This is a genomic window from Halomonas sp. GD1P12 (genome assembly GCF_025725645.1).
Taxonomy (GTDB): domain Bacteria; phylum Pseudomonadota; class Gammaproteobacteria; order Pseudomonadales; family Halomonadaceae; genus Vreelandella.
Genome location: NZ_CP107007.1, coordinates 2,390,939 through 2,415,589, shown reverse-complemented (window position 1 = coordinate 2,415,589; position 24,651 = coordinate 2,390,939). Strand labels below are relative to the sequence as shown.

Below are 24,651 nucleotides of genomic sequence, written 5' to 3'. Positions count from 1 at the left end.
TGGCCAAATGAAGCTTAAGACTACAAGCTGGCGTGCGTCAGTGCTATATAACTCATCATAAAAATGACGAAAAGCGGCAGGTTTTTAATAGGGAATGGTGGGTTACATCCAAAGCGCTAGGGCGCTTGCTAATGCGCCTGCTCCAGCAGCGGCTCGACCATTGGCCATACGTTCTCCAGAATGAGCGGCTGGGCCTCGGCGGTCGGGTGAATGCCGTCGCTTTGCATCAACGCGCGATCCAGCGCAATGCCCTCCAGCAAGAAGGGGAGTAGCGCCACGTCGTACTCGTCGGCAAGCGTGCGATACACGCCGGTGAAGGCATCGCGATAGGCTTGGCCGTAATTGGGCGGAATATCGATGCCCAGTAGCAGCACCTCGGCATCAGCGGACTGGCTTTGCTCGATCATGCCGGCCAGGTTTTCGCGCATCTGCGCCGGGGGAAGCCCGCGCAGGCCGTCGTTGCCGCCCAGTTCCAGCAGCACGATATCCGGGGCATGCTGATCAAGAACGCTTTCGAAACGCTCAAGGCCTCCACCGGTGGTCTCACCGCTAATACTGGCGTTCACGACCTGCGCCTGATCGTCAAGGCGGCGCTCGAGGAGGCGCACCCAGCCCTGGTCCTGCTCGATGCCGTAGGCCGCGCTCAGGCTATCTCCCATCACCAGCAGCGTCGGGCGCGACTCGGCATTGGCAAGGCCTGATTGAAAGAGCACTATCAGTGCGACCAGCCCGGCGGTTACCATGCAGGCAAGCCGATGCCACATAAAAGGGATGCCACGCTTCATGTCCTACTCCTCTGACAAGGATTCGACTAACGCCGCTCAACCGGACGTCGAGCGTTCAAGCTTAACCGATGAGACGGCCAAGGCACACGCCCGCGATACGCATCAGGGGCCGCCGGTGCTGCTCGCCGAGAACCTTTGCAAACAGGTGAAAAGCGGCGAGCGGGCGCTGACCATTCTAAAGGATCTCTCGCTGTGCGTGGCACAGGGCGAAACGGTGGCGATTCTGGGTAAAAGCGGTGCCGGAAAATCGACGCTTCTGGGCATCCTGGCCGGGCTCGACACGCCCAGCGACGGCGAACTGAATCTGTTCGGCCACCCCTTGAGCCGTTTGGACGAGGATGGCCGTGCATCGCTTCGCGCCGGGCGCGTGGGCTTCGTATTTCAAAACTTTCAGCTTCTGCCCACGCTCAGCGCCCTTGAAAACGTGCTGCTGCCGCTGGAGCTATCGATTCGCGCCGGAGAAACCCAGGCAGCGCACGCTTGGCTTGAGCGGGTAGGGCTGACCGAGCGCGTCGCGCACCTGCCCAAGCAGCTCTCCGGCGGCGAGCAGCAGCGCGTGGCCATCGCGCGCGCGTTCGTCACCGACCCGGAGCTGGTCTTCGCCGACGAGCCCACCGGCAACCTGGACCCGGAAACCGGCGCCCAGGTGATCGATCTGCTGTTCAGCTTGAACCGCCAGGCGCATACCACGCTGATTCTCGTTACTCACGATTACGCCCTGGCGCGGCGCTGCGACCGCTGCCTGCGCCTGGAAAGCGGGCGGCTGACGGCTTTCGAGCCCGAGCAGGCCTTGTCAGGCGGTGGCGATGAGTAGCGTTAACTGGCGTCTGGCCGCGCGCAGTCTCAAACGCGATCTGCGCGCCTCGGACGTGCGCGCGCTCTTTATCGCGCTGGTACTGGCCGTCGCGGCGTCCACCATGATCGCGTTTTTCCTGGATCGACTGGAGCGCGGCCTGGAGCGCCAGGCGGGCCAGATGATGGGCGGTGATCTGGTGCTCGAGCAGCGCGAACCCTTCGATGATGCGCTGCGCGAAACCCTCGAACGAGCGGGCTTTTCGCTCAGCGATCAGGTCGATCTGGTATCGATGATCAGCCAGGGGGAGCGGTTTCAGCCCGCCAGCCTCAAGGCGGTCGACGACATCTACCCGCACTACGGCGCCACGCGGGTGGACCGCGGCAACGGCACCGAAGAAGTACCGGCCGGCCCCGCCGCCGGCGAGGCCTGGGTCGACCCGCGGCTCTTTGAGCTGCTCGCGCTTGAATTGGGCGATCGTGTTCAGGTCGGTGAGCTTTCGCTTGCCGTGACCGGTATCGTCGAGCGCGAGGCTGACCAGTCCGCCGGCTTTAGCAGCTTCAACCCGCGGCTGATGCTCAACACCCAGGATCTTGAGGCGACCAACCTGCTCCAGCCGGGCTCGCGCATCGAGTTCGAACTGCTGGCCGCAGGCCCGCCCGCCGCGCTCGAACGCGTTCAGCCGCTGCTGGACGAGCTTCGAGAAGCGGGGGTCGAAGTACGCGATGTGCGAGTCGACCGCCCGCAGCTGGGCAACGCGCTCTCTCGGGCAGAAAGCTATCTGGGGCTGGCAGGGCTGGTCGCCGTGCTGTTGGCCGGGGTCGCGGTCGCCATGTCGACCCGGCGCTACGTCGAGCGTCACCTGGATACCGCTGCGCTTCTGCGCTGCTTCGGCGCAAGCCAGGCACAGCTGGTCACCATTTTCGCCCTCCAGCTCGTGGGCCTTGCGCTGATCGCCTCACTGCTCGGTGCGCTGCTCGGCCTGTTGGGGCAGGCGGTGCTTCTGTGGCTACTGGCGCAGTTTCTCCCACTGACGCTGCCCGCGCCCGGGGTGATGCCGCTGGGCCTTGGCGTGCTGACCGCGCTGGCCGTGCTGGTCGGATTTGCCGGGCCAGCGCTTTTACGCATCAAGCAGGTCAGCGCCCTGAAAGTGCTGCGCCGCGAGCTCGACCCGCTGCCGCCAGCGGCCTGGCTCGTGGTGGGTGTGGCCGGTGCGGTGTTTGGCGGGCTTTTGTGGCTTTATTCCGGAAGTCTGCCGCTGGCGGCCGGGTTGCTGCTCGGCGGTGGGGCGCTGCTGGGCGCGCTGTGGGCGGCCAGCGCCCTGGTGCTCAGCCTGGTGTTGAAAGCAGTTGCGAAGCTCTCCGGCGCCACGCCCTGGAGCCAGGCATTTCGACTCGGCGGCCGCCAGCTCGCTCGGCGTAAACAGGCGGGCATGGGCCAGCTGCTGGCGTTTTCCGTCACGTTTTTTGCCATGGCGATGATCGCCCTGGTGCGTGGCGACCTGCTCACGACCTGGCAGGATCAGCTGCCGGATGAAACGCCCAACTACTTTGCGATCAACATTCAACCGAGCGAGCGAGACGCCTTCGACGCCGCCATCACGCCCCGGGTGGATACCCAAAGCGCGCTTTACCCCATGGTGCGCGGGCGTATCACGGCGATCAACGGCGCTCCCCCACGGGAGTTTGTGCCCGTCGAGGCCCGCGGCGATGGCGCGCTGCGCCGCGAACTCAATTTGACCTGGCAGGCAACGCTTCCCGAAGGCAACGAGGTAGTCGCCGGCCAGTGGTTCGACGGCCAAACAAGCGAACCCCAGGGATTCATGAACGAAGTGGACGCCAGGCCAGCCAGCGCCGCCGTGCCGGGCACCGCCGTGCCGATTTCCGTCGAGCAGGGCTTGGCCGAGCGGCTAGGGCTTACGCTTGGCGATACGCTGGCCTTCTCCATTGGCGGCGAGACGATCGACACCCGCATCGAAAGCCTTCGAAGCCTCAACTGGGATAGCTTCAAGCCCAACTTCTTCGTCATCTTTCCGCCCGGCGTGCTGGAGAGCTTTGGCCACAGCTACATCACCGCGTTTTATCTTCCTGAGCGCGAGCAGGATCTGATCACGCAGCTGGTGCGTGGCTTCCCCGGCGTCTCGCTTCTAAACGTCGATGCGATTCTGGGGCAGGTGCGCGAAGTGTTGGGGCAGGTCACCCGCGCGGTCGAGCTGATTCTTCTATTGGTGCTGCTGGCCGGCGTCAGCGTGCTGTACGCCGCGCTCACCGCCAGCCGCCCGGTGCGGGCCCACGAAAGCGGGCTTTTGCGCGTGTTCGGCGCGGGCAACGCGATGATTTCCCGCGTACAGGGCGCCGAGTACGCGCTGCTGGGGCTGGCAAGCGGGCTCATGGGCGCCTTTTTGGCCGAGATAGCCAGCGCGGCGCTCTATCTTTTCTGGCTCGATTTGACCCCGCGGCTGCACCTGACGCTGTGGCTGGTTCTGCCGCTGGGCGGTGCCGCCCTGATTGGCCTGATCGGCCACGCGCTGTCGCACAGCCTGCGTCGTCAGGCGCCGGCGGCAAGTCTGGGGCTGATCGGGGAGGCCTAGCACGCTTGATGAATCCGGCTCATGGTGCGGCTGAGCCGGATGCGATGAAAGTCGCCTCCGGCTGAGGTATCATGGCCGCCTTGCTTTTTTCGATGCCCTAGCCTACGAGGTTTGCCCCATGTTCAGCCGCGATATGACCATTGCCGGATTCGATGATGCGCTATTTGATGCCATGCAAAAGGAAGTGGCGCGTCAGGAAGATCACATCGAACTGATCGCCTCCGAAAATTACGCCAGCCCGCGCGTGCTCGAGGCCCAGGGCAGCCAGTTGACCAACAAGTACGCGGAAGGCTACCCGGGCAAGCGCTACTACGGCGGCTGCGAGTTCGTGGATATCGCGGAAAACATGGCGATCGACTACGCCAAGGAGCTGTTCGGCGCCACCTACGTTAACGTACAGCCTCACTCCGGCTCCCAGGCCAACAGCGCCGTCTTTCAGGCGCTGGTCACCCCCGGCGACACCATCCTCGGCATGAGCCTGGATGCCGGGGGCCACCTGACCCACGGCGCCAAGCCCAGCTTCTCCGGCAAGCACTACAACGCCGTTCAGTACGGCCTGAACGACCAAGGCCTGATCGACTATGATCAGGTCGCCGAGCTTGCCCGTGAGCACCAGCCGAAAATGATCATCGCCGGTTTCTCCGCCTACTCGCAGATCATCGACTGGGCGAAATTCCGTGAAATCGCCGACGAAGTGGGCGCCTATTTGCTGGTCGATATGGCCCATGTGGCTGGCCTGGTCGCCGCGGGCGTCTACCCAAGCCCGCTGCCCCACGCCCACGTGGTGACGTCCACCACGCACAAGACCCTGCGCGGCCCGCGCAGCGGCGTGATTCTATCCGCTGAAAACGACGCCGAGATCGAGAAGAAGCTGCAGTCCGCCGTCTTCCCCGGCGGTCAGGGTGGCCCGCTCATGCACGTCATCGCCGCCAAGGCGATCTGCTTCAAGGAAGCGATGGCGCCGGAGTTCAAGACCTACCAGCAGCAGGTGGTCAAGAACGCCCAGGCCATGGCCAAGGTGTTCATCGACCGTGGCTTCGATATCGTCTCCGGCGGCACCGAAGATCACCTGTTCCTGCTCTCGCTGGTCAAGCAGGGCGTGACCGGCAAGGATGCCGACGCCGCGCTGGGCCGCGCGCACATTACCGTCAACAAGAACGCCGTGCCCAACGACCCGCAAAGCCCGTTCGTTACCTCGGGCCTGCGCATCGGCACTCCCGCGGTGACTACCCGCGGCTTCGGCGAAGAGGAGTGCACCGAGCTTGCCGGCTGGATCTGTGATCTGCTCGACGTGCTCGCTAGCGGCGACGACACTACCGCCGTCGAGCAAGAGATCGCCGGGAAAGTGGCGAAGGTCTGCGCGAAGCTTCCGGTTTATAAATAAGCGCCTGCAACACCAGACCGGTCAAACAGTGGGCGCCTTCGGGCGCCCATTTTGTTGTGAAGTGTAAAAGACCTACAGGAAGGAAGCGTTCATGAATCGCTGCCGAAAAGGTCGCGCGTAAACACCTTCTCTTCGATGTCGCGCAGCTCCTCGGTCATGCGGTTGGCGACCACCACATCGCACAGCGATTTAAAGGCCGCCAGGTCGCGAATGACCGCCGAGTTGAAAAAGGCGCTTTCCTCCAGAATCGGCTCGTACACCACCACCTTGATGCCTCGGGCCTTGATCCGCTTCATCACACCCTGCATGGCGCTGGCGCGAAAGTTGTCGGAGCCGGCTTTCATGATCAGCCGGTAGATGCCCACGACCTGGGGCTTTCGCTTGAAGATGCACTCGGCGATGAAGTCCTTGCGGGTACGGTTGGCATCCACGATCGCCTGCATCATGTTGCTGGGCACGTTTTGATAGTTCGCCAGCAGCTGCTGGGTATCCTTGGGCAGGCAGTAGCCGCCGTAGCCGAAACTCGGGTTGTTGTAGTGCTTGCCGATACGCGGGTCCAGCCCCACACCCTCGATGATTTGGCGCGTGTCGAGCTCGTGGGTTTCGGCGTAGGTATCCAGCTCGTTGAAATAGGCAACGCGCATGGCCAGGTAGGTATTGGCGAAGAGCTTGATCGCTTCGGCTTCGGTGCTGTTGGTGAAAAGCGTGGGAATATCCCGCTTGATGGCCCCTTGCGATAGCAGCTCGGCAAACGCGTGGGCGCGGGGGGTGCGCTCACCGACCACGATGCGCGAGGGGTGAAGGTTGTCGTAAAGCGCCTTGCCTTCACGCAGAAATTCCGGTGAAAAAATCAGGTTGTCGGTGTTGAAACGTTCGCGCGCGTTGGCGGTATAGCCCACGGGAACCGTCGATTTGATCACCATCACCGCGTGCGGGTTGATCTTGATCACCTGTCGAATCACGGACTCGACGCTCGTCGTATCGAAGGTGTTGGTGTGAGGGTCATAGTCGGTCGGCGTGGCGATAATGACATAGTCGGCGTCTTGATAGGCGACTTCCGGCGCCAGTGTCGCGCTGAACTGAAGGTCATCGCGGGCGAGAAACGCCGTAATATCAGCGTCCTCGATCGGGGAGATGCGCTGGTTCAACAGCTCGACTTTATCGGGTCGAATATCGAGCGCCGTGACAGCGTGATGCTGAGCCAACAGCATCGCGTTGGATAGCCCGACATACCCCGTTCCCGCCACCGCGATTTTCATACCCAAACTCCCCGAACCCTGCCCATGGTAGGGGCTACTTTAACAGCCGTTTCTTGCAAAGCCATTAATGAGCGCTACAGCGTGCCCAGCGCTTTTAAACTCTGCTGAACCAACTGCTCGGCCCGGGCGGCCGAGCCCGCCTCACCGTAGCAGCGAAGCTCCGGTGCGTTGCCGGAAGGGCGCAAATGGACGATCTCGTCGTTTGTAAACGTCACCCTCAAGCCATCGGTCGTATCTATAGCGGCAATGTCCTCTATAAGCCCGAGCGCGCTTTGAAGCTTTTGCGGCGAGTCAGACCACTGCTCCAATAGCGCCCGGCTTTTTTCCACGGGAAACGCCTTGAGCCGGTCGCTGGCGGTATAGCGCTCGGGTAGCGCTTTATTGAGCGCCGACAGTGTTTGGCCTTTCCGGGCGGCTTCCACCATCAGCGTAAGCGCCGGTAGCAGCGCGTCGCGAGTGGATAGGGCGGCCAGCGTGCGGCCCTCTTTTTGCAGCGGGGTGTGAAGCAAAAAGCCGCCGTTGGCCTCGAACCCGGCAACGCTTGAAAACGTGCTCGAAAGCGATGCCATGCCTTCGAGCACAAACGGCGAGCCAATGCGCGTGCGCACCACTTTTTTGAACGCCCCACACGCCTCGATGGCGGTATTGCAACTGATCGGTACCGCCAGCGCCTCGATACCCAACGCTCTTGCGCACAAAAGCCCCACGATATCGCCTCGAAGCCAGGTGCCGGTTTCATCGCCCAAAAGCGGGCGGTCGGCGTCACCGTCGGTGGATAGCAGCGCGTTGAGGCCGTGCCGCTGCGTCCAGGCGCGCCCCCTGGCCTGGTCATCGGCACTGACGGCTTCGGTATCGACCGGCACGAACGCATCGGTGCGACCCAGTACGACCACATCGGCGCCCAGGGCATCGAGAATATAGGCGCTCAAATCGCGCCCGGCAGCGGAGTGTTGATAAAGCCCCACCCGCCACCCCTTGAGCGGCTGATCGACGAACCAGCGGGTATAGCGCTCGGCGTAGGCTTCGTTCGCCGCGTCAGAAAACGCTTCGCGGGCAGGCGCCGAAAAAAAGGGCAGTTCAGCCTTCGCCGATAAAATAGCGGCCTCGTCGGCCTTGGTGATTTCGCCGTCCGGGCGATAGAACTTGATGCCGTTGCGATCAAACGGAATATGGCTGCCGGAAATCATGAGGCAAGGCACGCCGTGTTTCATCGCCTGCAGCGCCAACGCCGGGGTTGGCAGTATGCCGTAGTCGTCGACGCCAAGGCCCATTGCCCTGGCCGCACTCGTACAGGCGGCGGCCATGGCCGGGCTACTGGGTCGGCGGTCCATGCCGATGGCGATACGCTCGAACGTGAACGACTGGCGCATGGCGAAAACGAAGGCCGTCGTAAACGCGGCACAGACGTCATCGGTGAACTGCTCGGCTGGCCCCCGGGCGCCGCTCGTACCGAAGCCAATGCCGCTTTGCGCGATGATGTCCGATGTGAGGGGGCGCGTGGTCAATGTAGGACTCCCGGGAAGGTAGAGGATGGTGCCTTGCGTGTGCGAGCGAGTTTAGCATTACCTTGACCGGTTACCGCTAGAGGATACCCACGAAAAAGCCCCCGCGGGTGCGGGGGCTAATGGTGGAGTCAATGAGGGGTTAGAACTCGCCGCCGCCCAGATTCAGGCCGACCAAAATGGGGTCGTGGTCGGAGCTTCTAAACGCATCCGGCGCGTACAGGTTTTCATCCTGGCGCTCGCTGGTGAAATCGGTGTTGTAATCCAGTGCACTCGCTTCATCCGCGTTGATGTGCCAGGTAGTGGTGCCCGTGACCTGGCCGGCGAGAGATTCGCTTGCCAGAGCGTGATCGAGCGAGCCCCAGAAACCATCGAACACGTAGCTGTAGTCATCGTCGAGCAGCTCGAACCCGCCCTCGACCAGCACCATGATGGGATCTTCCATCGCATAAGCGTTCAAGTCGCCCAGAATCAGCACGTCCTGATCGCTGCTGCCGGTGGGGTTGGTTTCAAGCCACGCCATGAGCTCCTTCGCCGCCTCGACCCGCGTCGGGTTGTTGTTGCCCTGGCCGTCGCCAATGGCGTCCTCGCCGTTGATCACGCTGCCCTTGGATTTGAAGTGGTTCACCACCACCGAGAACTGTTCACCGTTTTCATCGCTGAACGTCTGCATCACCGGCGGGCGGTTGCCATAACCAAACGCGCCCTCGGTCGTGGTCGCGGCGGCGCCTTCGGGGGTGACCGCTTGGCTGTTATAAATGACGCCCACGGTGATGGCATCATCGCCGGCGCTGACGATATTACCGTCGCCGTCACGCGGAATGCTGTACGCCCAGGTGATCCCTTCGATGCCTTTGGCGGCGATGTCGGCATTGAGCGCGTTGACCAGGCTTGCCAGCGCGCTGTCCTCGCCATAACCGTTGTTCTCGATCTCCATCAGTCCCAGCACATCAGCGCCGCTGGTATTGATGGCTTCGACGATCTTGGCTTCCTGGCGGGCGAACTCTTCGGCGTTGTCAGCGCCACGCGGTGAATGCGTAGTGCCATCCAGCGTGCGTGTGGGTTGGCCGCTATCGCCCAGCGTATTGAAGTAGTTGAGTACGTTGAACGAGGCTACCTTGATGGTCGCATCGCCCAGAGCCTCAACGTCCGGCGCGGTCGGGCGATCAGAACCCTGGAAGTCCAGGCCTTCGACATTTTGAACTTTCCACTCGCCAAAGTTGAAGTCCAGCACCCCGTCCAGCGTCTCGAGCGTATCGCCCCCACGCAGCGGGTTGGAGGCGGAAAGCTCTTCTCCGCCACGCCCATGAATGATCGGGTCCGGATTCTGGGACGAGTTGGCGTCATCGAGCTTGATGGTGCGCGCCTCGGCGTCTTCAAGCCACGCCTGGTAGCCCTCGACACTCGGCGCATTGACCTCGGTGAACTGCTCCAGGCGCCCACCTGCGGAAAGCGTTACCTCGCCATAACGACCCAGTTCGTAAAGCTCGGTGACGACCAGCGGCTGGCCGTCCATCGCTTCGATGGCAACTCGCATGCCTTCAAACGCTTCCAAGCCTTGCTTGTTGGCGAACGGCAGCTTGATGACCTTGCTTTGCGGCAGCGGCTGATCGTGTTGGAGAATCTTCAGGCTCGAACGCTCGGCGGTCAGCTGGGTTTTATCGTAATACTCCGACACCGTGCCACCGATACGAATTTGATCGCCGGCCGAAAGCGTGGCCAGCCACTCGGCACTGCCGCTACCGGCGTAGACGAAGATACCCTCCGAGGTATTCGGGTTATCGTCGTTGTCTGCGTCTTCTTCCTGAAGGAAGAAGCCGTCAAGACCGGGTGTCACCATGGTGACGATCGCTTCCAGCGTAACGCTTTCGCCATCCAGCGCGCTGGTGCCGCCTTCGCCTTGTACCGTCGAGATCAGGGTCAGCGCGACCTCGGGCTCGACCGCCACGCCCGGCGAGGCGAGGGCGGGCACATCGCTGCCGTCACCTCCTAATGCGCTGGAGGCGAGCGCGCCTTCTTCATCCGGCTGCGTAAAGGCCTGACGGTCCACGTTCCAAGACGCCGCGTCGTGGTCAGAGGTATCCGGATAGGCTTCGAACCCGATGCGGTTACCGTCCACCAACGGGTCGCCCTGCCAAAGCGTAACCGCATCGCCACCGCTGCCAAGGCCTGCGGCGTCATCGGCGAAACCGATCTTGAGCGACTCGATACCGCTCAGGTTGCTCCAGGCGGCACGGAACTCGCCAACCGCGTCGACACCACCGTCAACGATGACGATGGCAGATTCGCCCGGGGCGAGCGTGGTCAGCCCTTCGATGCGCACGGCATCCTGAGGCGAGGCGCTATCGTCGTCGTAGTAAAGCGGCGAGCTGGTGAAATCCAGCGTCTCATCGGAGCGGTTGGTAATCTCGAACCAGTCTTCGGTGATGTCCGAGCCAGACTGGCCGGGCCAGATTTCGGTGATCGCAAGCCCGATATCGGCCTCGCCCGGAACGTAGGGCGCCTCCATGGTGCCGATGCGAAAAGCCTGGGTCAGCCCGTCGGGCATGGCGCTACTGGCGAATTCCCAGTTATCGGGGTTAGCGATGACGCTTAACAGTGCATCGACGGTGCCATAACCTTCACCGGTGAATGCAGCATTTTTGGCGCTACCTACCGCAACCGCCGTCAATCCTTCCTCAAGCCCCGGCGGCAGGGCTGAATCGTTGGAGCTCGACGCCGTCGCTTGCCACTCTCCACTATTGGTTTGTACCGCGTAGATAAACGATGGGGCAGTATCCTCGCCGACGAAAGCGATGACTTGATCACCACCGGTCGATAGGTTAAAGCCGTTATTGCCCACGGCGGGGCTATTGGCATTGATAAACTGATCGGCGTTGTTGACCGAAGAGATTACCGTGCCCGGCGCTACGCCGCCTTCCGGAGCGGTCCATTTCACGGCGCCTTCGTTGGCGCGAAAGCCGTCTTCCTGCCAGCCGGAGTCGGTGAAAGTGATCTCGGCGCCTTCCGAGATGCCCTTGAGCGCCACGAACTGGAACTCCTTGTCGCTGCCGCTGACCGCGATCACAGCGATATCGCCGGGGCGAGGAGTTGTGTCCGGCAGCGCCTCAAAAGCGATGTCGAGACCGATGAACTGCTGCTGAGCGTCCGGTAGATCCTTGGATTCGCGGCCGTCCTCGAACCAGTCCACGGTGCCGCTATCGAACAGCACGCTTGCCGATACGCCGTCATCGCTGATCGCGATATCAAAAATCGATTCGGGCTTGGCGCCAATCGCTTGGGGTATGGTGTTGAGATCGACGCCTTCGATTTCACGCACCGCGTGATCGCCGTCCCAGAAATAGAGGCCAAACCCCGTTTCCAGACTGTCGTCTTCAGGGCCGGCCAGAATCAGGTAGCCCTGATCGCCGGCGGGCTCGATGGCACGCACCGCGCGGCCGTCCAGGTCCAGGCGAAGCGGGGTGCCGAAGTCGGCTTCACGCGCCGAACCGTTCACGAGATCGACGGCGTTTTCGACCGGGATGAGCTGCGCAAAGCCATCATCCAGCGGCGCGCGCAGCCCAAGATAGAGCGCATCGTCGATGAACACCGCGCCTTCGACGTTGATACCCAGCTCGAGCTTCAGCGCGCTTTCGCCAAGCCCATGGCCATTACCTCTGTCCCAGCTCAAGAGCTGCTCATTGAGATCCGTGAACTGACCGACCACATTGATCTCGAGATCGTCGCCGCTACCGGTGACCTCTGTTGCGAACACCATCGAGCGCTGACCGCTCTGGTGCGAGCCCAGCCAGTATTGAACCCCTTCATGAGTCGCCACGGCTTCGAGGTCCGCTTCCTGACCCTCGCTTAGCCCCAGTGCCTGGTTGAGATCGAAGGATTTGACCGGCTCGCCGCCGTCCTCGCGGTCATAAAGGCGCAGCGTCTGGTCTTCATCGTCGGCGACCAGCATGAGCGTCTCGCTAATGGCAACGGCGGCGGAAGCGTCGGACGCGCCCTTGAAGTAGCGTTCGCCGAATTGAAAATCGGGCTGTGGCGTCTGCTCGGGTTCTTCGATCGGCTCCTCGGGCTCCTCGACCGGCTCTTCTGGTTCTTCGACAGGCTCCTCAGGCTCCTCGATGGGCTCTTCTGGTTCTTCGACCGGCTCCTCGGGCTCCTCGATGGGCTCTTCTGGTTCTTCAACAGGCTCATCGGGTTCTTCGATCGGTGCTTCAGGCTCCTCGACCGGCTCCTCGGGTTCCTCGATTGGTTCATCAGGCTCTTCGACCGGCGCTTCGGGCTCTTCGACCGGTTGGTCAGGCTGTTCGATGGGCGTTGTGGCTTCATCTTCGATACGGCGAGTGATATCGCCCAATACTGCTTCGAAGTCAGCGCTAGAGGCGCCGGTGTTGCTCAAGGTAGAAAGCGTTTGGACAGACTTTAACTGCTGGCTTTCATAGCTTTGAGCCAAGGTCTGCGCAACGTCCGCTCTTGAAACGCCCGAGGCGAGCTGGGCAAGCCAAAAGTCGGTGCTTTCGGGATCCGGCGAGCGCCCTAAAAAGGCCGAGTAGGCCTGGTTCAACCAGACCGCCGACTCCTGATTGGCGATCGCTTCAAACTCTGCCGAGCTTTGCAGGCTGGCTGTAATGTCGTCGATGCTCAACCCTTGGCGATGCATTTCGACCCAGTAAGCGAGGCCGTCGATATCGGCCGGGCGTAGCAAGTACGTTTGGTAAAGATCGACGATTGGCTGAATAGCGGTATCGAATTCGTTGCCCATCATAAAATTCTGCGCGACACCGCCGGTATCGAGCGTGCCGTTCTCCAGCTGCTCGACCCAATAACTCAACCCGTCTTCATCGGGTTGGCGTAGCAGAAGTGTTTGATAAAGCGAAGTGACGATCGTTTGGTAGTCCATCGAGAAAGCCCCAAGAGCAGTTACGCAATAGTTATAAAAAATAGAGAGAAAATAACAATTTCATTTTTTGTTGCTTAAGGTTTCTGGTTGTTACGAATGAGTGAAACAACGTATCGGTTAAATGTGTCGTTACCGTGACGTGATGGTTGGGCTTTTATTTCAAATAAATGAATTTCGGCGTCTTTTTCCTCGATTGGTCAGATCCGTATCGAGTGAGATTTATCGAAAGTGTCATCTTTTCGTCATTGTTAGCTCGCTAGTATCTCTTCGCTTTGTAAGCTCGCTTGGCCAACCGCTACTAAAAATTGAAGGGATCGAACATGAGCAACTTTCAGCTACAGCTTCTGCACGCCTCGGATATGGAAGGGGGCGGAGGCGACCTGCTCAACGCGCCAAACTTCGTTTCAATCGTCGATTATCTTGAAGATCAGTACGCCAACAGCCTGTTCGTAAGCTCTGGCGATTTGGTGCTGCCGGGTCCGTATCTGAACGCCGCGGCGGAGGCGAGTTTACAATCCGCTTTTCAAGCGGCGGTCGAAAACGTCTACGGTTTAGAGGCCGGTTCCATGAGCGGCATTACGGCGGCCTCAGGGCGTGTTGAAGTGCTGCTAATGGATTTGCTTGATGCCGCTGCAATAACGCTTGGCAACCATGAGTTCGATCTTGGCACCGGCTTGATCGCCGGCATGATCGCCCCGTCGGTCAACGGTGACACTGCCGCAGACGTTGAATGGCTAGGCGCCCAGTTCCCCTACCTTTCGGCGAACCTGGATTTCTCGAACGATTCGAATCTCAGCGGTCTGGCCACCAGGGAAATCTTCTCTAACGAAGCGTTTCAATCCACCTTGCAGGACGTGCTGGCAGGTGCCGACAAGCCCAAGCTGGCGCCGGCAGTCATCGCTGAGGCTGGCGGCGAGCAAATCGGCATTATCGGTATCACCACCCAGATTCTCGAAAGCATCTCTTCTACCGGCGATGTCGATGTCATTACCGGCGGTAGCAACGATATGCAGGCGCTGGCGGGTGTCATTCAGCCCGTAATCGACGAACTCGAAGGCCGTGGCGTTAACAAGATCATTCTGAGCTCGCACCTGCAGCAGATTCAGTTCGAGGAAGAGCTTGCCACGCTGCTCGACGGTGTCGATATCGTCATCGCCGGCGGCTCGGATTCACTGCTTGCCGACCAGGAAGACATCGACCGCGGCCTTTTCCCCGGCGCGGCCGAGCCCTACAAGTCCTACCCCATCTTGACCAAGGACGCCTCGGGTCGTGATGTGGCCATCGTCAACACCGATGCTGGCTGGCGCTACGTGGCGCAGCTCGTGGTCGAATTCGACGAGAACGGCCATCTTCTTCCCGAATCGATCAACCCGGCGACTTCCGGCATTTTTGCCTCGACCGATGCACAGGTCGAAGCGCTGTGGGGGAGCCTGGAAGCCGCATTCGCTGACGGCACCAAGGGCCAGGTCGCTCAGGAACTGGTAGGCGCCGTTGGTGAATTCGTCGCTGAACAGGATGGCAATATTCTGGGCCTGACCGATGTGTATCTGGTAGGCGAGCGAGGCTCGGTGCGCACCGAAGAGACGAACCTGGGAAATCTTACCGCCGATGCCAACCTTTGGTATGCGCGAAAGCTCGATAGCGACGTCATGGTCTCGTTCAAAAACGGCGGCGGCATTCGCGAGCCGATTGGAGAAGTCGTCGTTCAGGGCGGCGACAGCGAGCAAAGCTACCAGCCGCCCGGCGCCAACCCGGTTATCGGTAAGCCCGAAGGCGGGGTATCGCAGCTCGACGCCGCGTCATCGCTTCGCTTTAACAACGATCTGACTATTTTGACCGTTTCGCGCAGCACGCTGGTGGAGGTGCTCGAGCACGCCGTGGCGGCCTCGGCGCCCAACGTCACGGCGGGCCAGTTTGCCCAGGTCGGCGGTATTCAATACAGCTTCGATTGGGACCAGCCTGCCGGCGAGCGTATCCAGAGCGCTGCGGTTCTCAAGGAAAATGGCGAAATTCACGATGTACTGGTAGCTAACGGCCGTTTGGTAGGGAACGCCGAGGACACCATCAAGGTCGTGACGCTGGGTTTCATGGCCGACGGCGGCGACGGCTATCCGCTGGGCGAGGGGGTCTATATCGACCGCGTCGACCTGGTGGATGCCTACACGTTGGAGGGCAAGTTCGATTTCGCCGATAACGGCACCGAGCAGGACGCCTTCGCCGAATACATGGGTGCCACGTACAGCGAAACGCCCTTTAGCGAGGTCGAAACGCCGGCAAGTGAGGACATGCGCATTCAGAATCTGGCGGTGCGCGACGACGCCGTATTGTCTGACGCCGTCGATCCGCTGCTGCGTCTTTACGATGCCGCTTTCGATCGCGATGCCGATGGCCAGGGGCTTGGCTATTGGCTGGATATCAGCGAAGAGTTCGAGCTGATCGATATCGCCCACGGCTTCCTCGCATCAGAAGAGTTTCAGCAGCAAAACGGCAGCCTCCAGAACGATGCTTTCATCGATTTGATGTACGCCAACGTATTCGAGCGAGAGGCCGATGCGGCGGGCAAGCAGTACTGGCTCGATGAAATGGCCGGTGGCGTCGATCAGGCAACTGTAATGCTGGGCTTCGTGGAGTCTCAGGAAAGCATGCTGTTGGCATGATGTGTTCTTCAGAGTAAGGCAGCAGGCTGAACCCGCGCCCCTACCCCTGGCAGGGGCGCTTCTGTTATGCTTTCGCGATTCTGCCTCGCACGATTTTCTCGAAATTACGGTGATCCTTCCATGTCAAAGCAACAGGAAGCAACGGACCTGCAGCGGGCGTTGAAAGCCTGCAAGGGTTCGTTCATGTCGGTCGGTTTTTTCAGCATGTTCGTCAACCTGCTGATGCTCGTACCGCCGATGTACATGCTTCAGGTATACGATCGTGTTTTGACTACTCAAAGCTTCGATACCCTTTTGATGCTCACCCTGGTGGTCGTGTTTCTTTTCATGGTCATGGGCGGGCTCGAACTCGTACGCTCGCGGATGCTGGTACGCGTAGGTAACCGGCTGGATACGTCGATCAACGAGCGCCTCTACAGCGCCATGTTCCGCAGAAGCCTGTTTGCCCAGGGCAGCCAAAGCGCGCAGCCCTTGAACGACTTGACCAGCCTGCGCCAGTTTCTGACCGGCAACGGGCTGTTTGCCTTTTTCGATGCTCCCTGGGTGCCGGTGTACCTGGGCGTACTGTTTCTGTTTCACCCGTGGCTTGGCATTTTCGCCACCTGCGCGGGCATCATTTTGCTCGCACTGGCGGTGGCGAACGAAAAGTCCACCAAAACGCTGATGGCGGATGCCAACAGCGAACATATCCAAGCGCAGAATCTCGCCAACTCCAACCTGCGCAACGCCGAAGTGCTTCACGCCATGGGCATGCTGCCCGGTATCATGGGTCGCTGGTCGAAGCGCCACCACGAATTTTTGGCAAAGCAGTCCAAGGCCAGCGACCGCGCCGGTGCCTTGACCAACGTGTCGAAAGTGATGCGGCTGATGTTTCAGTCGCTCATTCTGGGGCTAGGGGCACTTTTGGTGCTGGAAGGCGAAATGAGCCCGGGCATGATGATTGCCGGCTCCATTTTGATGGGACGTGCACTGGCACCGATCGACCAAATGATCGGCGGCTGGAAAAGCTTCGTCAGCGCCCGCGGCGCCTACGGGCGTTTGAATGAGCTGCTAACGCAAATTCCCAGCGAGCAGCGCAAGATGTCGCTGCCTGCACCCAAGGGCGATATCGCGCTGGAAAACGTTGCAGCGGCGCCGCCTGGCGTGCGCATGGCCACCATTCGTGGGATCAATTTCAGCGTGCCCAGCGGCGAGCATATCGGCATCATCGGCCCGAGTGCCGCGGGTAAATCGACGCTGGCCCGTGTGCTGTTAGGCATCTGGCCCTCCCAGGTGGGCGACGTTCGTTTGGATGGCGGGGTCATCACCCAGTACAACCGCGACGAGATCGGCCCCTACATTGGCTATCTGCCCCAGGACATCGAGCTTTTCGACGGCACCATCAGCGAAAACATCGCCCGCTTTGGCGACATCGATTCCAAAAAGGTCGTCGAGGCTGCGCGCAAGGCCGGCGTGCACGAAATGATTCTCGAGCTGCCCAACGGTTACGATACCGTCATTTCATCTACCAGCGGCGCGCTCTCCGGCGGCCAGCGCCAGCGCGTGGGGCTGGCCCGAGCGCTGTATGGCGACCCGGTCTTCGTCGTGCTGGACGAACCCAACGCCAACCTGGACGACGCCGGTGAGCGGGCGCTCGGCCAGACTATTGCGCTGCTCAAAAGCGAAGGCGTGACGCTGTTCGTCATCAGCCACCGCACCAACGTCCTCAAGAACATGGACAAGCTTCTGGTGATGAAAGAAGGGCAGGTCAGCATGTTCGGCCCGCGCGATCAGGTGCTGGCGCAATTCGCCAAAAAACCGAACAAGCAGGTCGGTCAGCAGAGTTCAGCCCGCTTGTCCGCCATTTCCGGCGGGCGTCAGGGCGAGGAGTCGTAAATGAGTAACGATAAGCGCGATCTCACCTCTCAGGGCGAGATCGACGTCACCCCCAAGGGCCCCGCTACCATCGATGGCGAGGCTACCGAGAAGCTGCCCACCAGCGACAAGGGCTACCGCAAGCTTGGCTATGCCATTTTGATTTTTGCTCTCGGCGGCTTCATTTTATGGTCGGTCACGGCGTCGCTGGCGATTGCCGTGGTCGCACCGGGCAGCGTATCGATCGAATCGTTCAAGCGCACCGTTCAGCATCTCGAAGGTGGCATCGTGCGCGAGATTCTCGTCGACGATGGCGATACCGTCGAAGCCGGCGATACGCTGGTGGTGTTAAGCGACACCCAGGCCCGTTCGCAGCTCGAAATCGCGCGTTCGCAGTTTTTGATCAACCGCGCCATGGAAGCGCGTCTGCTCGCCGAGCAGGAAGGCGCCGATACGATGCAAATTCCTGAAGATATCCAGGATGCAGATAATCCTCGCGTTCAGCAAGTGATTGCCGTTCAGCAGAGCCTGTTCGCCGCGCGCAAACAGTCGTTGGAAAGTACGCTACAGTCGCTCGATGAGCAGATCGTGCAGATGCAGGAGCAGATCGAGGGTTTGCGAGAGCGCTCCAGTGTCAATACACGCCGTATTTCGTCGCTGCGCTCTGAGGCGGACGATTTCCGCTCGCTCTACCGGGAAGGGTTGGGCGACAACCAGCGCTTGCGTGAGCTCGAGCGCCAGGTTCTTCAATACGAAGGCGAAAACGCCGAGTTCCAGGCCAATATCGCCCAGCTGCGCTCGCAGATCAGCGAAAATCGCATGCAGCGCGAAATTCAGCAGCAGGAGTTTCAAAAGGAAGTCGGCGAGCAGCTGCGTCAGGCCCAGGCGCAAATCGCCCAGGCCGAAGAGCAGATCATTTCGCTCGGCGATCAGGTCGAGCGCACCGTCGTCACGGCGCCTGTCTCCGGCACCGTGGTAGGTCGTCAAATTCACACCGTCGGCGCGGTCATTCGCCCGGGCGATGCAATCATGGATATCGTGCCCAACAATGACGGCTTCGTTGTGGAAGCACGTATTCCCACGCGCGATATCGACAATATCTACATCGGCCAGTTTGCCGAAATCCGCTTTAGCGCCTTCAACCAGCGCCTGACCGATGAAATCGACGGTGAGGTCATCTACGTCAGCGCCGACAGCTTCGAAGACGAGGCGACCGGTCAGCGCTACTACCGCGCCCGCGTTCGCGTCACCGAAGCCGGCCACGAACAGATGAGTGAACAGATGCAGCTTCTTTCCGGCATGCCGGCAGAAGTCATGCTGCGCACCGGCGAGCGCACGTTCGCAAGCTATATCGCCAAGCCTGTCACCGACATGCTGGCTCGCGCCATGCAGGAGGACTAATGCGTTTTTCGCCGATTCGAAAGAGCATTACCCGCAGGCAAGGCGTACTGGTGGGATTGATGTTGGGCATGACCAGCGTGTCGGTCTACGCCCAGCAGGGCGGGCCAGCGGGCGATTCGATGGCCGCCCCCTTGGCCGAGCAAAGCGCGCTGGACGAGCTGGCGGCGCTGGACGCGCGCCCGGGCCAGACCGATGCACGTCAGGCCCCGACGCTGCCTTCGCTGCCGGGGCTGTTCGCAAGCGCTTTGGAGCACGATGCGGATCTTTCCCGTCAGCGTTTCGAGCTTGCGGCCACGCAGGAAGAAGTGCCCATGGCGCGCTCGCAGCTGCTGCCCCAGGTATCGGCGTCGGGTTCTTATCTTTGGCAGGATTCCACCAACATTCAAACCTCGCCGGACGACTTCGGCCTCGACCAGCCCGCCCAGCGCCCCGGTGAAATCGAGGAGAACGTCTGGGGGGTTCAGCTCCAGCAGCCGCTTTTCAGCCTCGAACGCTGGCGCGGCGTGAATGTCGCTCAGGCACAGGTCAGCGCCGCCGAGCTTCAGCTTGCGGTGGTCGAGCGCGATTTAGCGCTGCAGGTAGCCGAGGCCTACATTCAGGCGTACCTTGCCACCCAGCGCCTGGGGCTTTTGAAATCGCAGCAGGAGTCTCTCGAGCTTCAGGTGCGCCAGGCGCAGCGCGCTTATGACCTGGGCATTGGTGATCGCATCAATCTTTATGAGGCGCAGTCGCGCCTCGACCAGGCCGTCTCTGACGCGGTTCAGGCCGAAAACGAGCTGAACAACGCACTCAGTACGCTCGAACGTTTGACCGGCACTTTCCCCGAGTTCAGCTCGCTGGGCGTGGGTGAGCTTTCAAGCGCCACCCTCAACCAGGAGTGGGGCGACCCGCAGGCGTGGATCGCGCGCGCAGGGCAAAATCTGGATGTGCAGCTGGCCGCTGAGCAGGCGCGCATCGCGACCGCCGATGCCAGCACCCGGCGAGCGGGCTATTTCCCGGAACTCAACCTGAACCTCTCCTATTCGGATCGCCAAAGCGACGACGCGCTGCGCGAAAGCGAGGACTACCGGGCAAGCGTCGAGGTCAGCGTGCCCATCTATCGCGGCGGCTATACCACGGCCAACGTGCGCCAGGGGGAGCGACGCATCGATGCAAGCCAGGCCGATCTGGACAACCAGCTCAACCTGGCGGTTCAGGAAGTTCGCCAACGCCTTCGCTCATTGAACGGCCACGTACGCCGCGTTCAGGCCCTCAGCCAAGCCATCGAATCCAGCCAGCTGTTTCTCGACGCCGCCGAGCGCGGCGAGCAGTTGGGCCTTCGCGATCTGGTCGACGTGCTGGACGCCCGGGCAAGCTTGTACGATCAGCGCATTCAGTACGTCGACACCATCGGTGAATACGCGCTCGATAGCTTGGCACTGCAGTCCGCAGTCGGTGATCTCTCGAGCCAGGATTTGAGCGATATCATGACGCTCTTGCTGTCTTTCACGGATCTAACGGTCACCAGTCAGGGATAACGCCGTTGCATGAGTGGGTTGAAGGGAGCTCCGCATAACGATTGGCTAAGACGCGCCATGCGCTGCTTCGATGCAGGCATTGCGCTGGTCGTGTCGTGGATCGCGCTGTGGGTGATGCCCAATATCACCTATCACGGCGAAGAGTATATGTTCATCATGGTGATCGGCAGCCTGCTGCTGCCTGCCGTAGGTGAGCTTTTGGGGCTTTATCAGCCCTGGCGCGGCCGTAGCCTTTACTCGATGCTGGGCGCCTACGCGCTGAGCTGGTGCATCACGATCGTATTGATCAGCCTTCTGCTGGTCGCCACTCAAACGACCCAAAACTTCTCCCGGCTTTGGATGGGCGTGTCGTCGTTGACGGTGCTGGGGTTTGGCAGCGTCATGCGAGGCGCGCTCTATATTTATCTGCGGCGTCTGCGCGCTCAAGGCAAGAACTGCAAGCGTATCGTCATCATCGGCCGCGAAGAGAACCTGCTGCGCCTCAAGGATCATCTGCTGGCGATGCTCAATGCGGGCTATATGCTGCATAGCGCCAAGGTCGACGACGACTCGGACCGCTTTCATCAAACGCTCAAGGAGCTGGTCGATGACAGCGCCTTCAACCGCGATTTCGACGAAATCTGGTTGAGCTACCCGCTAAGCGACGGCGACAAGGTGCGGCTGGTTTCGACCAGTTTGATCGACATTCCCATTAGCGTTCGCTACTTTCCCGATCTTTCCGACATTCGCCTGCTCAATCATCGTATGGTGCAGGTCGTTGGGCTCTACTCGCTCGAACTCAACTACAGTCCGCTGGACAGCACGCCGCTGCGGCTGGTCAAAAATATCGAGGACCGCTTGATAGGCGGTGTGCTGTTCATCGCCTTTTTACCCGTCATGCTGGTGATCGCCGCGCTGGTCAAATGGAAAATGGGCGGGCCGGTGCTGTTCAAGCAGCACCGCCACGGCATCGACGGCAAGCGCTTTCGCATCTACAAGTTTCGCAGCATGAGTGTGCATCAGGCGCGCACCACCGTGGCGGCCACCAGGGAAGACCCCCGCATCACACCGCTCGGCGCGTTTTTACGCCGCACGAGCCTGGATGAGTTGCCACAGCTTTATAACGTGCTCCAGGGGCGCATGTCGCTGGTCGGGCCGCGCCCCCATGCGCTGGATCACAACCAGTACTACCAGGGCGTCATTCAAAACTACATGCAGCGCCACCGGGTCAAGCCCGGCATGACCGGATGGGCCCAGGTCAATGGTCACCGGGGCACTACCGATACCCTGGAGCAGATGCAAAAGCGTGTCGAGTTCGACCTTTACTACATCGATAACTGGTCGCTGGGGCTCGATTTGAAGATCTTGATCATGACGCTAACCCGGGGCTTTGCCAACAGCCAGCCGTGATACGGCGGATCGCTGCAACGCCAACAGATCCAACAGCTTTTCGGGATAAATGATGATTTTACCGGTTATTTTGTCTGGTGGGAGCGGCTCGAGGCTGTGGCCGGTTTCCCGCGAGCATTACCCCAAACAGTTTTTGAACCTCCACCAGGACGATGTCAGCCTGCTGCAGGAGACGGCGCTGCGTGCGCAAGGCCTCGCCTCAAGCGAGGCGCCGCTGATCGTGTGCAACGAGGAGCATCGTTTTCTGGTCGCCGAGCAGATGCAGGCGCTGGGCTTCAAACAAAGCCGTATCCTTCTCGAGCCCTGTGGGCGTAATACCGCACCAGCGCTTGCCCTGGCGGCGCTGCTGGCAAGCGAACAGAATCCTGACGCCGACCTTCTGGTAATGCCGGCGGATCACGTCATTCAGGATAACCAAGCGTTCGCCGACGCCATCGAAAAAGGGCTGGAGCTTAGCCACCAGGGGCAGCTGGTGACCTTTGGCATCACGCCTTCGAGCGCGCACACGGGCTACGGCTATATCAAGCGCGGCCAGGCGCTTTTGCAGGGCTTTGCCGTGGAGGCTTTCGTCGAAAAGCCATCCCAGCAGATCGCCCAGCAGTATCTGGAAAGCGGCGATTACGTCTGGAACAGCGGCATCTTCCTGGGCAAGGCCGAGCGTTTTTTACAGGCGCTGGCGCAGCACGCGTCGGATATTCTCGAAAGCTGCCAGGCCGCGTTTCAGACGCGCACCCAGGATATGGATTTTCTGCGCATCGACGAGGCCGTTTTCGGCCAGTGTCGCAGCGAATCGATCGACTACGCGGTAATGGAGCATACCCGTCAGGCGGCGGTGGTGCCCATGTCGCCGGGCTGGAGTGATATCGGCGCCTGGGATGCGCTTCACGCGCTACGTGGTGAAAAAGACCCCGAGCACCACAACGCCGTGCGCGGCGACGTTTTGCTTCGCGATACTCGCAACAGCCTGGTCTACAGCGAATCGCGGCTGGTCGCCACCCTGGGCGTTAGCGATTTAGTGGTCGTGGAAACCGACGACGCCGTGCTGGTCGCCCACCGCGACCACGCTCAGGACACCAAGCAGATCGTCAGCGCGCTCAAAGAGGCCGGCCGGCCAGAATGCCAGCTCCACCGAACGGTCTATCGCCCCTGGGGGCATTACCGTAGCATGGAGATTACCGAAAGCTTTCAGGTCAAGGAGATCGTGGTTAAACCCGAGGCGGCGCTGTCGCTTCAAATGCACCACCACCGTGCCGAGCACTGGGTCGTGGTCGAAGGTACTGCGAAGGTGACCCAGGGTGAAACGCCCGGCATCGACGCCACATTGAGAAGCTTTCTGCTCTCGGAAGACCAGTCCACCTACATACCGTTGGGCACCGTACACCGGCTGGAAAACCCCGGCGTCATCGCGCTCAAGCTGATCGAAGTGCAAACCGGGTCTTACCTGGGCGAAGACGACATCGTGCGCTTTGATGACAAGTACGGTCGTGACCAGGAGCCCTGACGCGCCATGAAGGTCGCGATCGTCCACGACTGGCTGACCACCTGGGCCGGCGCCGAGAAAGCGTTGGCCGAGCTTGCAAGCTGCTTTCCCCAGGCGGAAATTTTTACCACCGTCAATTTCCTGGCCTCTGATGATATGCCCGTGCTCAAAGGGCGAGCCATCCATACCAGCGTCATTCAGCGCCTTCCCTTCGCGCGAAAGCACTATCGGCGCTATCTGCCGCTGATGCCGCTGGCCATCGAGCAGTTCGATTTAAAAGGCTTCGATCTAATTCTGTCGAGCAGCCACGCCGTGGCCAAGGGGGTGCTCTGCGACCCGGGCGCCGTACATATCTGCTACTGCTACAGCCCGATGCGCTACGCCTGGGACATGCAGCACCAGTATCTTCGACAAACCGGTAAGGAGCGCGGCGTGGCGAGCTGGCTGATGCGCTGGCAGCTTCACCGACTTCGGCAATGGGATTTCATCAGCGCGCAGCGAGTCGATCACTTCGTTGCGATCTCGCACTATATCAAGCGGCGTATCGCCCGCTGTTATCGCCGCGATGCCGAGGTGATCTATCCGCCGGTACAGGTCGAGCGGTTTCGCCACGACCAGCCTCGCGACGAGTTTTATCTCACCGCCTCGCGCATGGTGCCGTACAAGCGTATCGACCTGATCATCGAGGCCTTCAACCGCCTGCCGGATAAACGCCTGGTCGTCATTGGCGACGGCCCGGATCGCGCCCGACTGAGCGCCATGGCCGGGCCCAACGTGACCGTGCTGGGCTACCAGCCGGACGACGTACTGGTGGATTATCTGGAGCGCGCCCGTGCGTTTTTGTTCATGGCCGAGGAGGATTTCGGCATTCTGCCCGTGGAAGCCCAGGCCGCCGGCGCACCGGTCATTGGCTACGGGGTAGGAGGGCTTTCCGAGACCATGCTTGATGACACCACCGGGCTTTGGGTCGCCGAGCAAACCAGCGCTGCCTTGATCGAGCGGATTCATCAGTTCGAACAGCGCCGCCGATCCGAGCCGGACGCTTTCTCACCCGCCGCGTGCCGGCAAAGCGCCGAGCGCTTCGCCACGGCCAACTTTCGCCGCGCGATTTTCTCGCTGGTGGAGCAGCATCTGAACCGCTAGCGC

General features: G+C 60.9%; 14 protein-coding genes. 10 read left to right on the top strand and 4 right to left on the bottom strand.

Annotation, left to right across the window (positions count from 1 at the left end; all coding sequences use genetic code 11):
• Nucleotides 1-128 precede the first annotated feature (128 nt).
• Nucleotides 129-785, bottom strand: coding sequence for an arylesterase (locus tag OCT39_RS11095; protein ID WP_263584533.1), 657 nt, complete (start codon nt 783-785; stop codon nt 129-131).
• Here OCT39_RS11095 and OCT39_RS11090 point away from each other — a divergent pair.
• The 3 genes from OCT39_RS11090 to glyA all read left to right on the top strand — a co-directional run bounded on the left by OCT39_RS11090 (nt 784) and on the right by glyA (nt 5,552).
• On the top strand, nt 784-1,599 hold the full coding sequence (locus OCT39_RS11090; RefSeq protein ID WP_263584532.1) for an ABC transporter ATP-binding protein: 816 nt from the start codon (nt 784-786) through the stop codon (nt 1,597-1,599). The two genes, OCT39_RS11095 and OCT39_RS11090, sit on opposite strands and share 2 nt — an antisense overlap.
• Nucleotides 1,592-4,168: an ABC transporter permease gene (locus OCT39_RS11085; RefSeq protein WP_263584531.1), complete on the top strand. Its 2,577-nt coding sequence runs from the start codon at nt 1,592-1,594 to the stop codon at nt 4,166-4,168. The genes OCT39_RS11090 and OCT39_RS11085 overlap by 8 nt, the downstream gene beginning before the upstream one ends.
• A 118-nt stretch (nt 4,169-4,286) precedes the next feature.
• Nucleotides 4,287-5,552 (top strand): serine hydroxymethyltransferase, encoded by a 1,266-nt coding sequence (gene glyA, locus OCT39_RS11080; protein WP_263584530.1) that lies wholly within the window; start codon nt 4,287-4,289, stop codon nt 5,550-5,552.
• An 89-nt stretch (nt 5,553-5,641) separates the two neighbouring features.
• Here the strand turns inward: glyA and OCT39_RS11075 are convergent, their stop codons facing one another.
• The 3 genes from OCT39_RS11075 to OCT39_RS11065 all read right to left on the bottom strand — a co-directional run bounded on the left by OCT39_RS11075 (nt 5,642) and on the right by OCT39_RS11065 (nt 13,207).
• Nucleotides 5,642-6,811 carry a nucleotide sugar dehydrogenase gene (locus OCT39_RS11075; RefSeq protein ID WP_263584529.1) on the bottom strand — a complete coding sequence of 390 codons (1,170 nt, stop codon included), beginning with the start codon at nt 6,809-6,811 and terminating at the stop codon, nt 5,642-5,644.
• Nucleotides 6,812-6,885: 74 nt separating this feature from the next.
• Nucleotides 6,886-8,316: a phosphomannomutase gene (locus tag OCT39_RS11070; protein ID WP_263584528.1), complete on the bottom strand. Its 1,431-nt coding sequence runs from the start codon at nt 8,314-8,316 to the stop codon at nt 6,886-6,888.
• Nucleotides 8,317-8,455: 139 nt separating this feature from the next.
• A complete protein-coding gene (locus tag OCT39_RS11065; protein ID WP_263584527.1) occupies nt 8,456-13,207 on the bottom strand; it encodes an ExeM/NucH family extracellular endonuclease in 4,752 nt (1,583 codons plus the stop codon).
• A 320-nt stretch (nt 13,208-13,527) separates the two neighbouring features.
• Between OCT39_RS11065 and OCT39_RS11060 the strand changes: the two genes are divergently transcribed.
• The 7 genes from OCT39_RS11060 to OCT39_RS11030 all read left to right on the top strand — a co-directional run bounded on the left by OCT39_RS11060 (nt 13,528) and on the right by OCT39_RS11030 (nt 24,648).
• Nucleotides 13,528-15,864 (top strand): DUF4214 domain-containing protein, encoded by a 2,337-nt coding sequence (locus OCT39_RS11060; RefSeq protein ID WP_263584526.1) that lies wholly within the window; start codon nt 13,528-13,530, stop codon nt 15,862-15,864.
• Between the two features lie 120 nt (nt 15,865-15,984).
• Entirely contained in the window at nt 15,985-17,739 is a 1,755-nt protein-coding gene (locus OCT39_RS11055) for a type I secretion system permease/ATPase (RefSeq protein ID WP_263584525.1), read from the top strand.
• Nucleotides 17,740-19,119: an HlyD family type I secretion periplasmic adaptor subunit gene (locus tag OCT39_RS11050; protein ID WP_263584524.1), complete on the top strand. Its 1,380-nt coding sequence runs from the start codon at nt 17,740-17,742 to the stop codon at nt 19,117-19,119. It begins immediately after the preceding gene.
• Complete coding sequence (locus tag OCT39_RS11045; RefSeq protein WP_263584523.1) at nt 19,119-20,636, top strand: TolC family outer membrane protein; 1,518 nt, start codon at nt 19,119-19,121, stop codon at nt 20,634-20,636. Before OCT39_RS11050 ends, OCT39_RS11045 begins: the two co-directional genes overlap by 1 nt.
• A 57-nt stretch (nt 20,637-20,693) precedes the next feature.
• A complete protein-coding gene (locus OCT39_RS11040; RefSeq protein ID WP_263584522.1) occupies nt 20,694-22,025 on the top strand; it encodes an undecaprenyl-phosphate glucose phosphotransferase in 1,332 nt (443 codons plus the stop codon).
• Nucleotides 22,026-22,077: 52 nt separating this feature from the next.
• The gene (locus OCT39_RS11035; protein ID WP_412031119.1) at nt 22,078-23,526 is read left to right on the top strand and encodes a mannose-1-phosphate guanylyltransferase/mannose-6-phosphate isomerase; all 1,449 of its coding nucleotides are present in this window, start codon (nt 22,078-22,080) and stop codon (nt 23,524-23,526) included.
• Between the two features lie 6 nt (nt 23,527-23,532).
• On the top strand, nt 23,533-24,648 hold the full coding sequence (locus tag OCT39_RS11030; RefSeq protein WP_263584520.1) for a glycosyltransferase family 4 protein: 1,116 nt from the start codon (nt 23,533-23,535) through the stop codon (nt 24,646-24,648).
• The last annotated feature ends 3 nt before the right edge of the window (nt 24,649-24,651 follow it).

Bases quoted from the DNA above. Each gene is read 5' to 3' on its own strand.
- OCT39_RS11060 (WP_263584526.1), top strand. From the start codon at position 13,528: ATGAGCAACTTTCAGCTACAGCTTCTGCACGCCTCGGATATGGAAGGG.
- OCT39_RS11085 (WP_263584531.1), top strand. From the start codon at position 1,592: ATGAGTAGCGTTAACTGGCGTCTGGCCGCGCGCAGTCTCAAACGCGAT.
- OCT39_RS11090 (WP_263584532.1), top strand. From the start codon at position 784: ATGTCCTACTCCTCTGACAAGGATTCGACTAACGCCGCTCAACCGGAC.
- OCT39_RS11050 (WP_263584524.1), top strand. From the start codon at position 17,740: ATGAGTAACGATAAGCGCGATCTCACCTCTCAGGGCGAGATCGACGTC.
- OCT39_RS11075 (WP_263584529.1), bottom strand. From the start codon at position 6,811: ATGAAAATCGCGGTGGCGGGAACGGGGTATGTCGGGCTATCCAACGCG.
- OCT39_RS11045 (WP_263584523.1), top strand. From the start codon at position 19,119: ATGCGTTTTTCGCCGATTCGAAAGAGCATTACCCGCAGGCAAGGCGTA.
- OCT39_RS11030 (WP_263584520.1), top strand. From the start codon at position 23,533: ATGAAGGTCGCGATCGTCCACGACTGGCTGACCACCTGGGCCGGCGCC.
- glyA (WP_263584530.1), top strand. From the start codon at position 4,287: ATGTTCAGCCGCGATATGACCATTGCCGGATTCGATGATGCGCTATTT.
- OCT39_RS11095 (WP_263584533.1), bottom strand. From the start codon at position 785: ATGAAGCGTGGCATCCCTTTTATGTGGCATCGGCTTGCCTGCATGGTA.
- OCT39_RS11055 (WP_263584525.1), top strand. From the start codon at position 15,985: ATGTCAAAGCAACAGGAAGCAACGGACCTGCAGCGGGCGTTGAAAGCC.
- OCT39_RS11040 (WP_263584522.1), top strand. From the start codon at position 20,694: ATGCGCTGCTTCGATGCAGGCATTGCGCTGGTCGTGTCGTGGATCGCG.
- OCT39_RS11065 (WP_263584527.1), bottom strand. From the start codon at position 13,207: ATGGACTACCAAACGATCGTCACTTCGCTTTATCAAACACTTCTGCTA.
- OCT39_RS11035 (WP_412031119.1), top strand. From the start codon at position 22,078: ATGATTTTACCGGTTATTTTGTCTGGTGGGAGCGGCTCGAGGCTGTGG.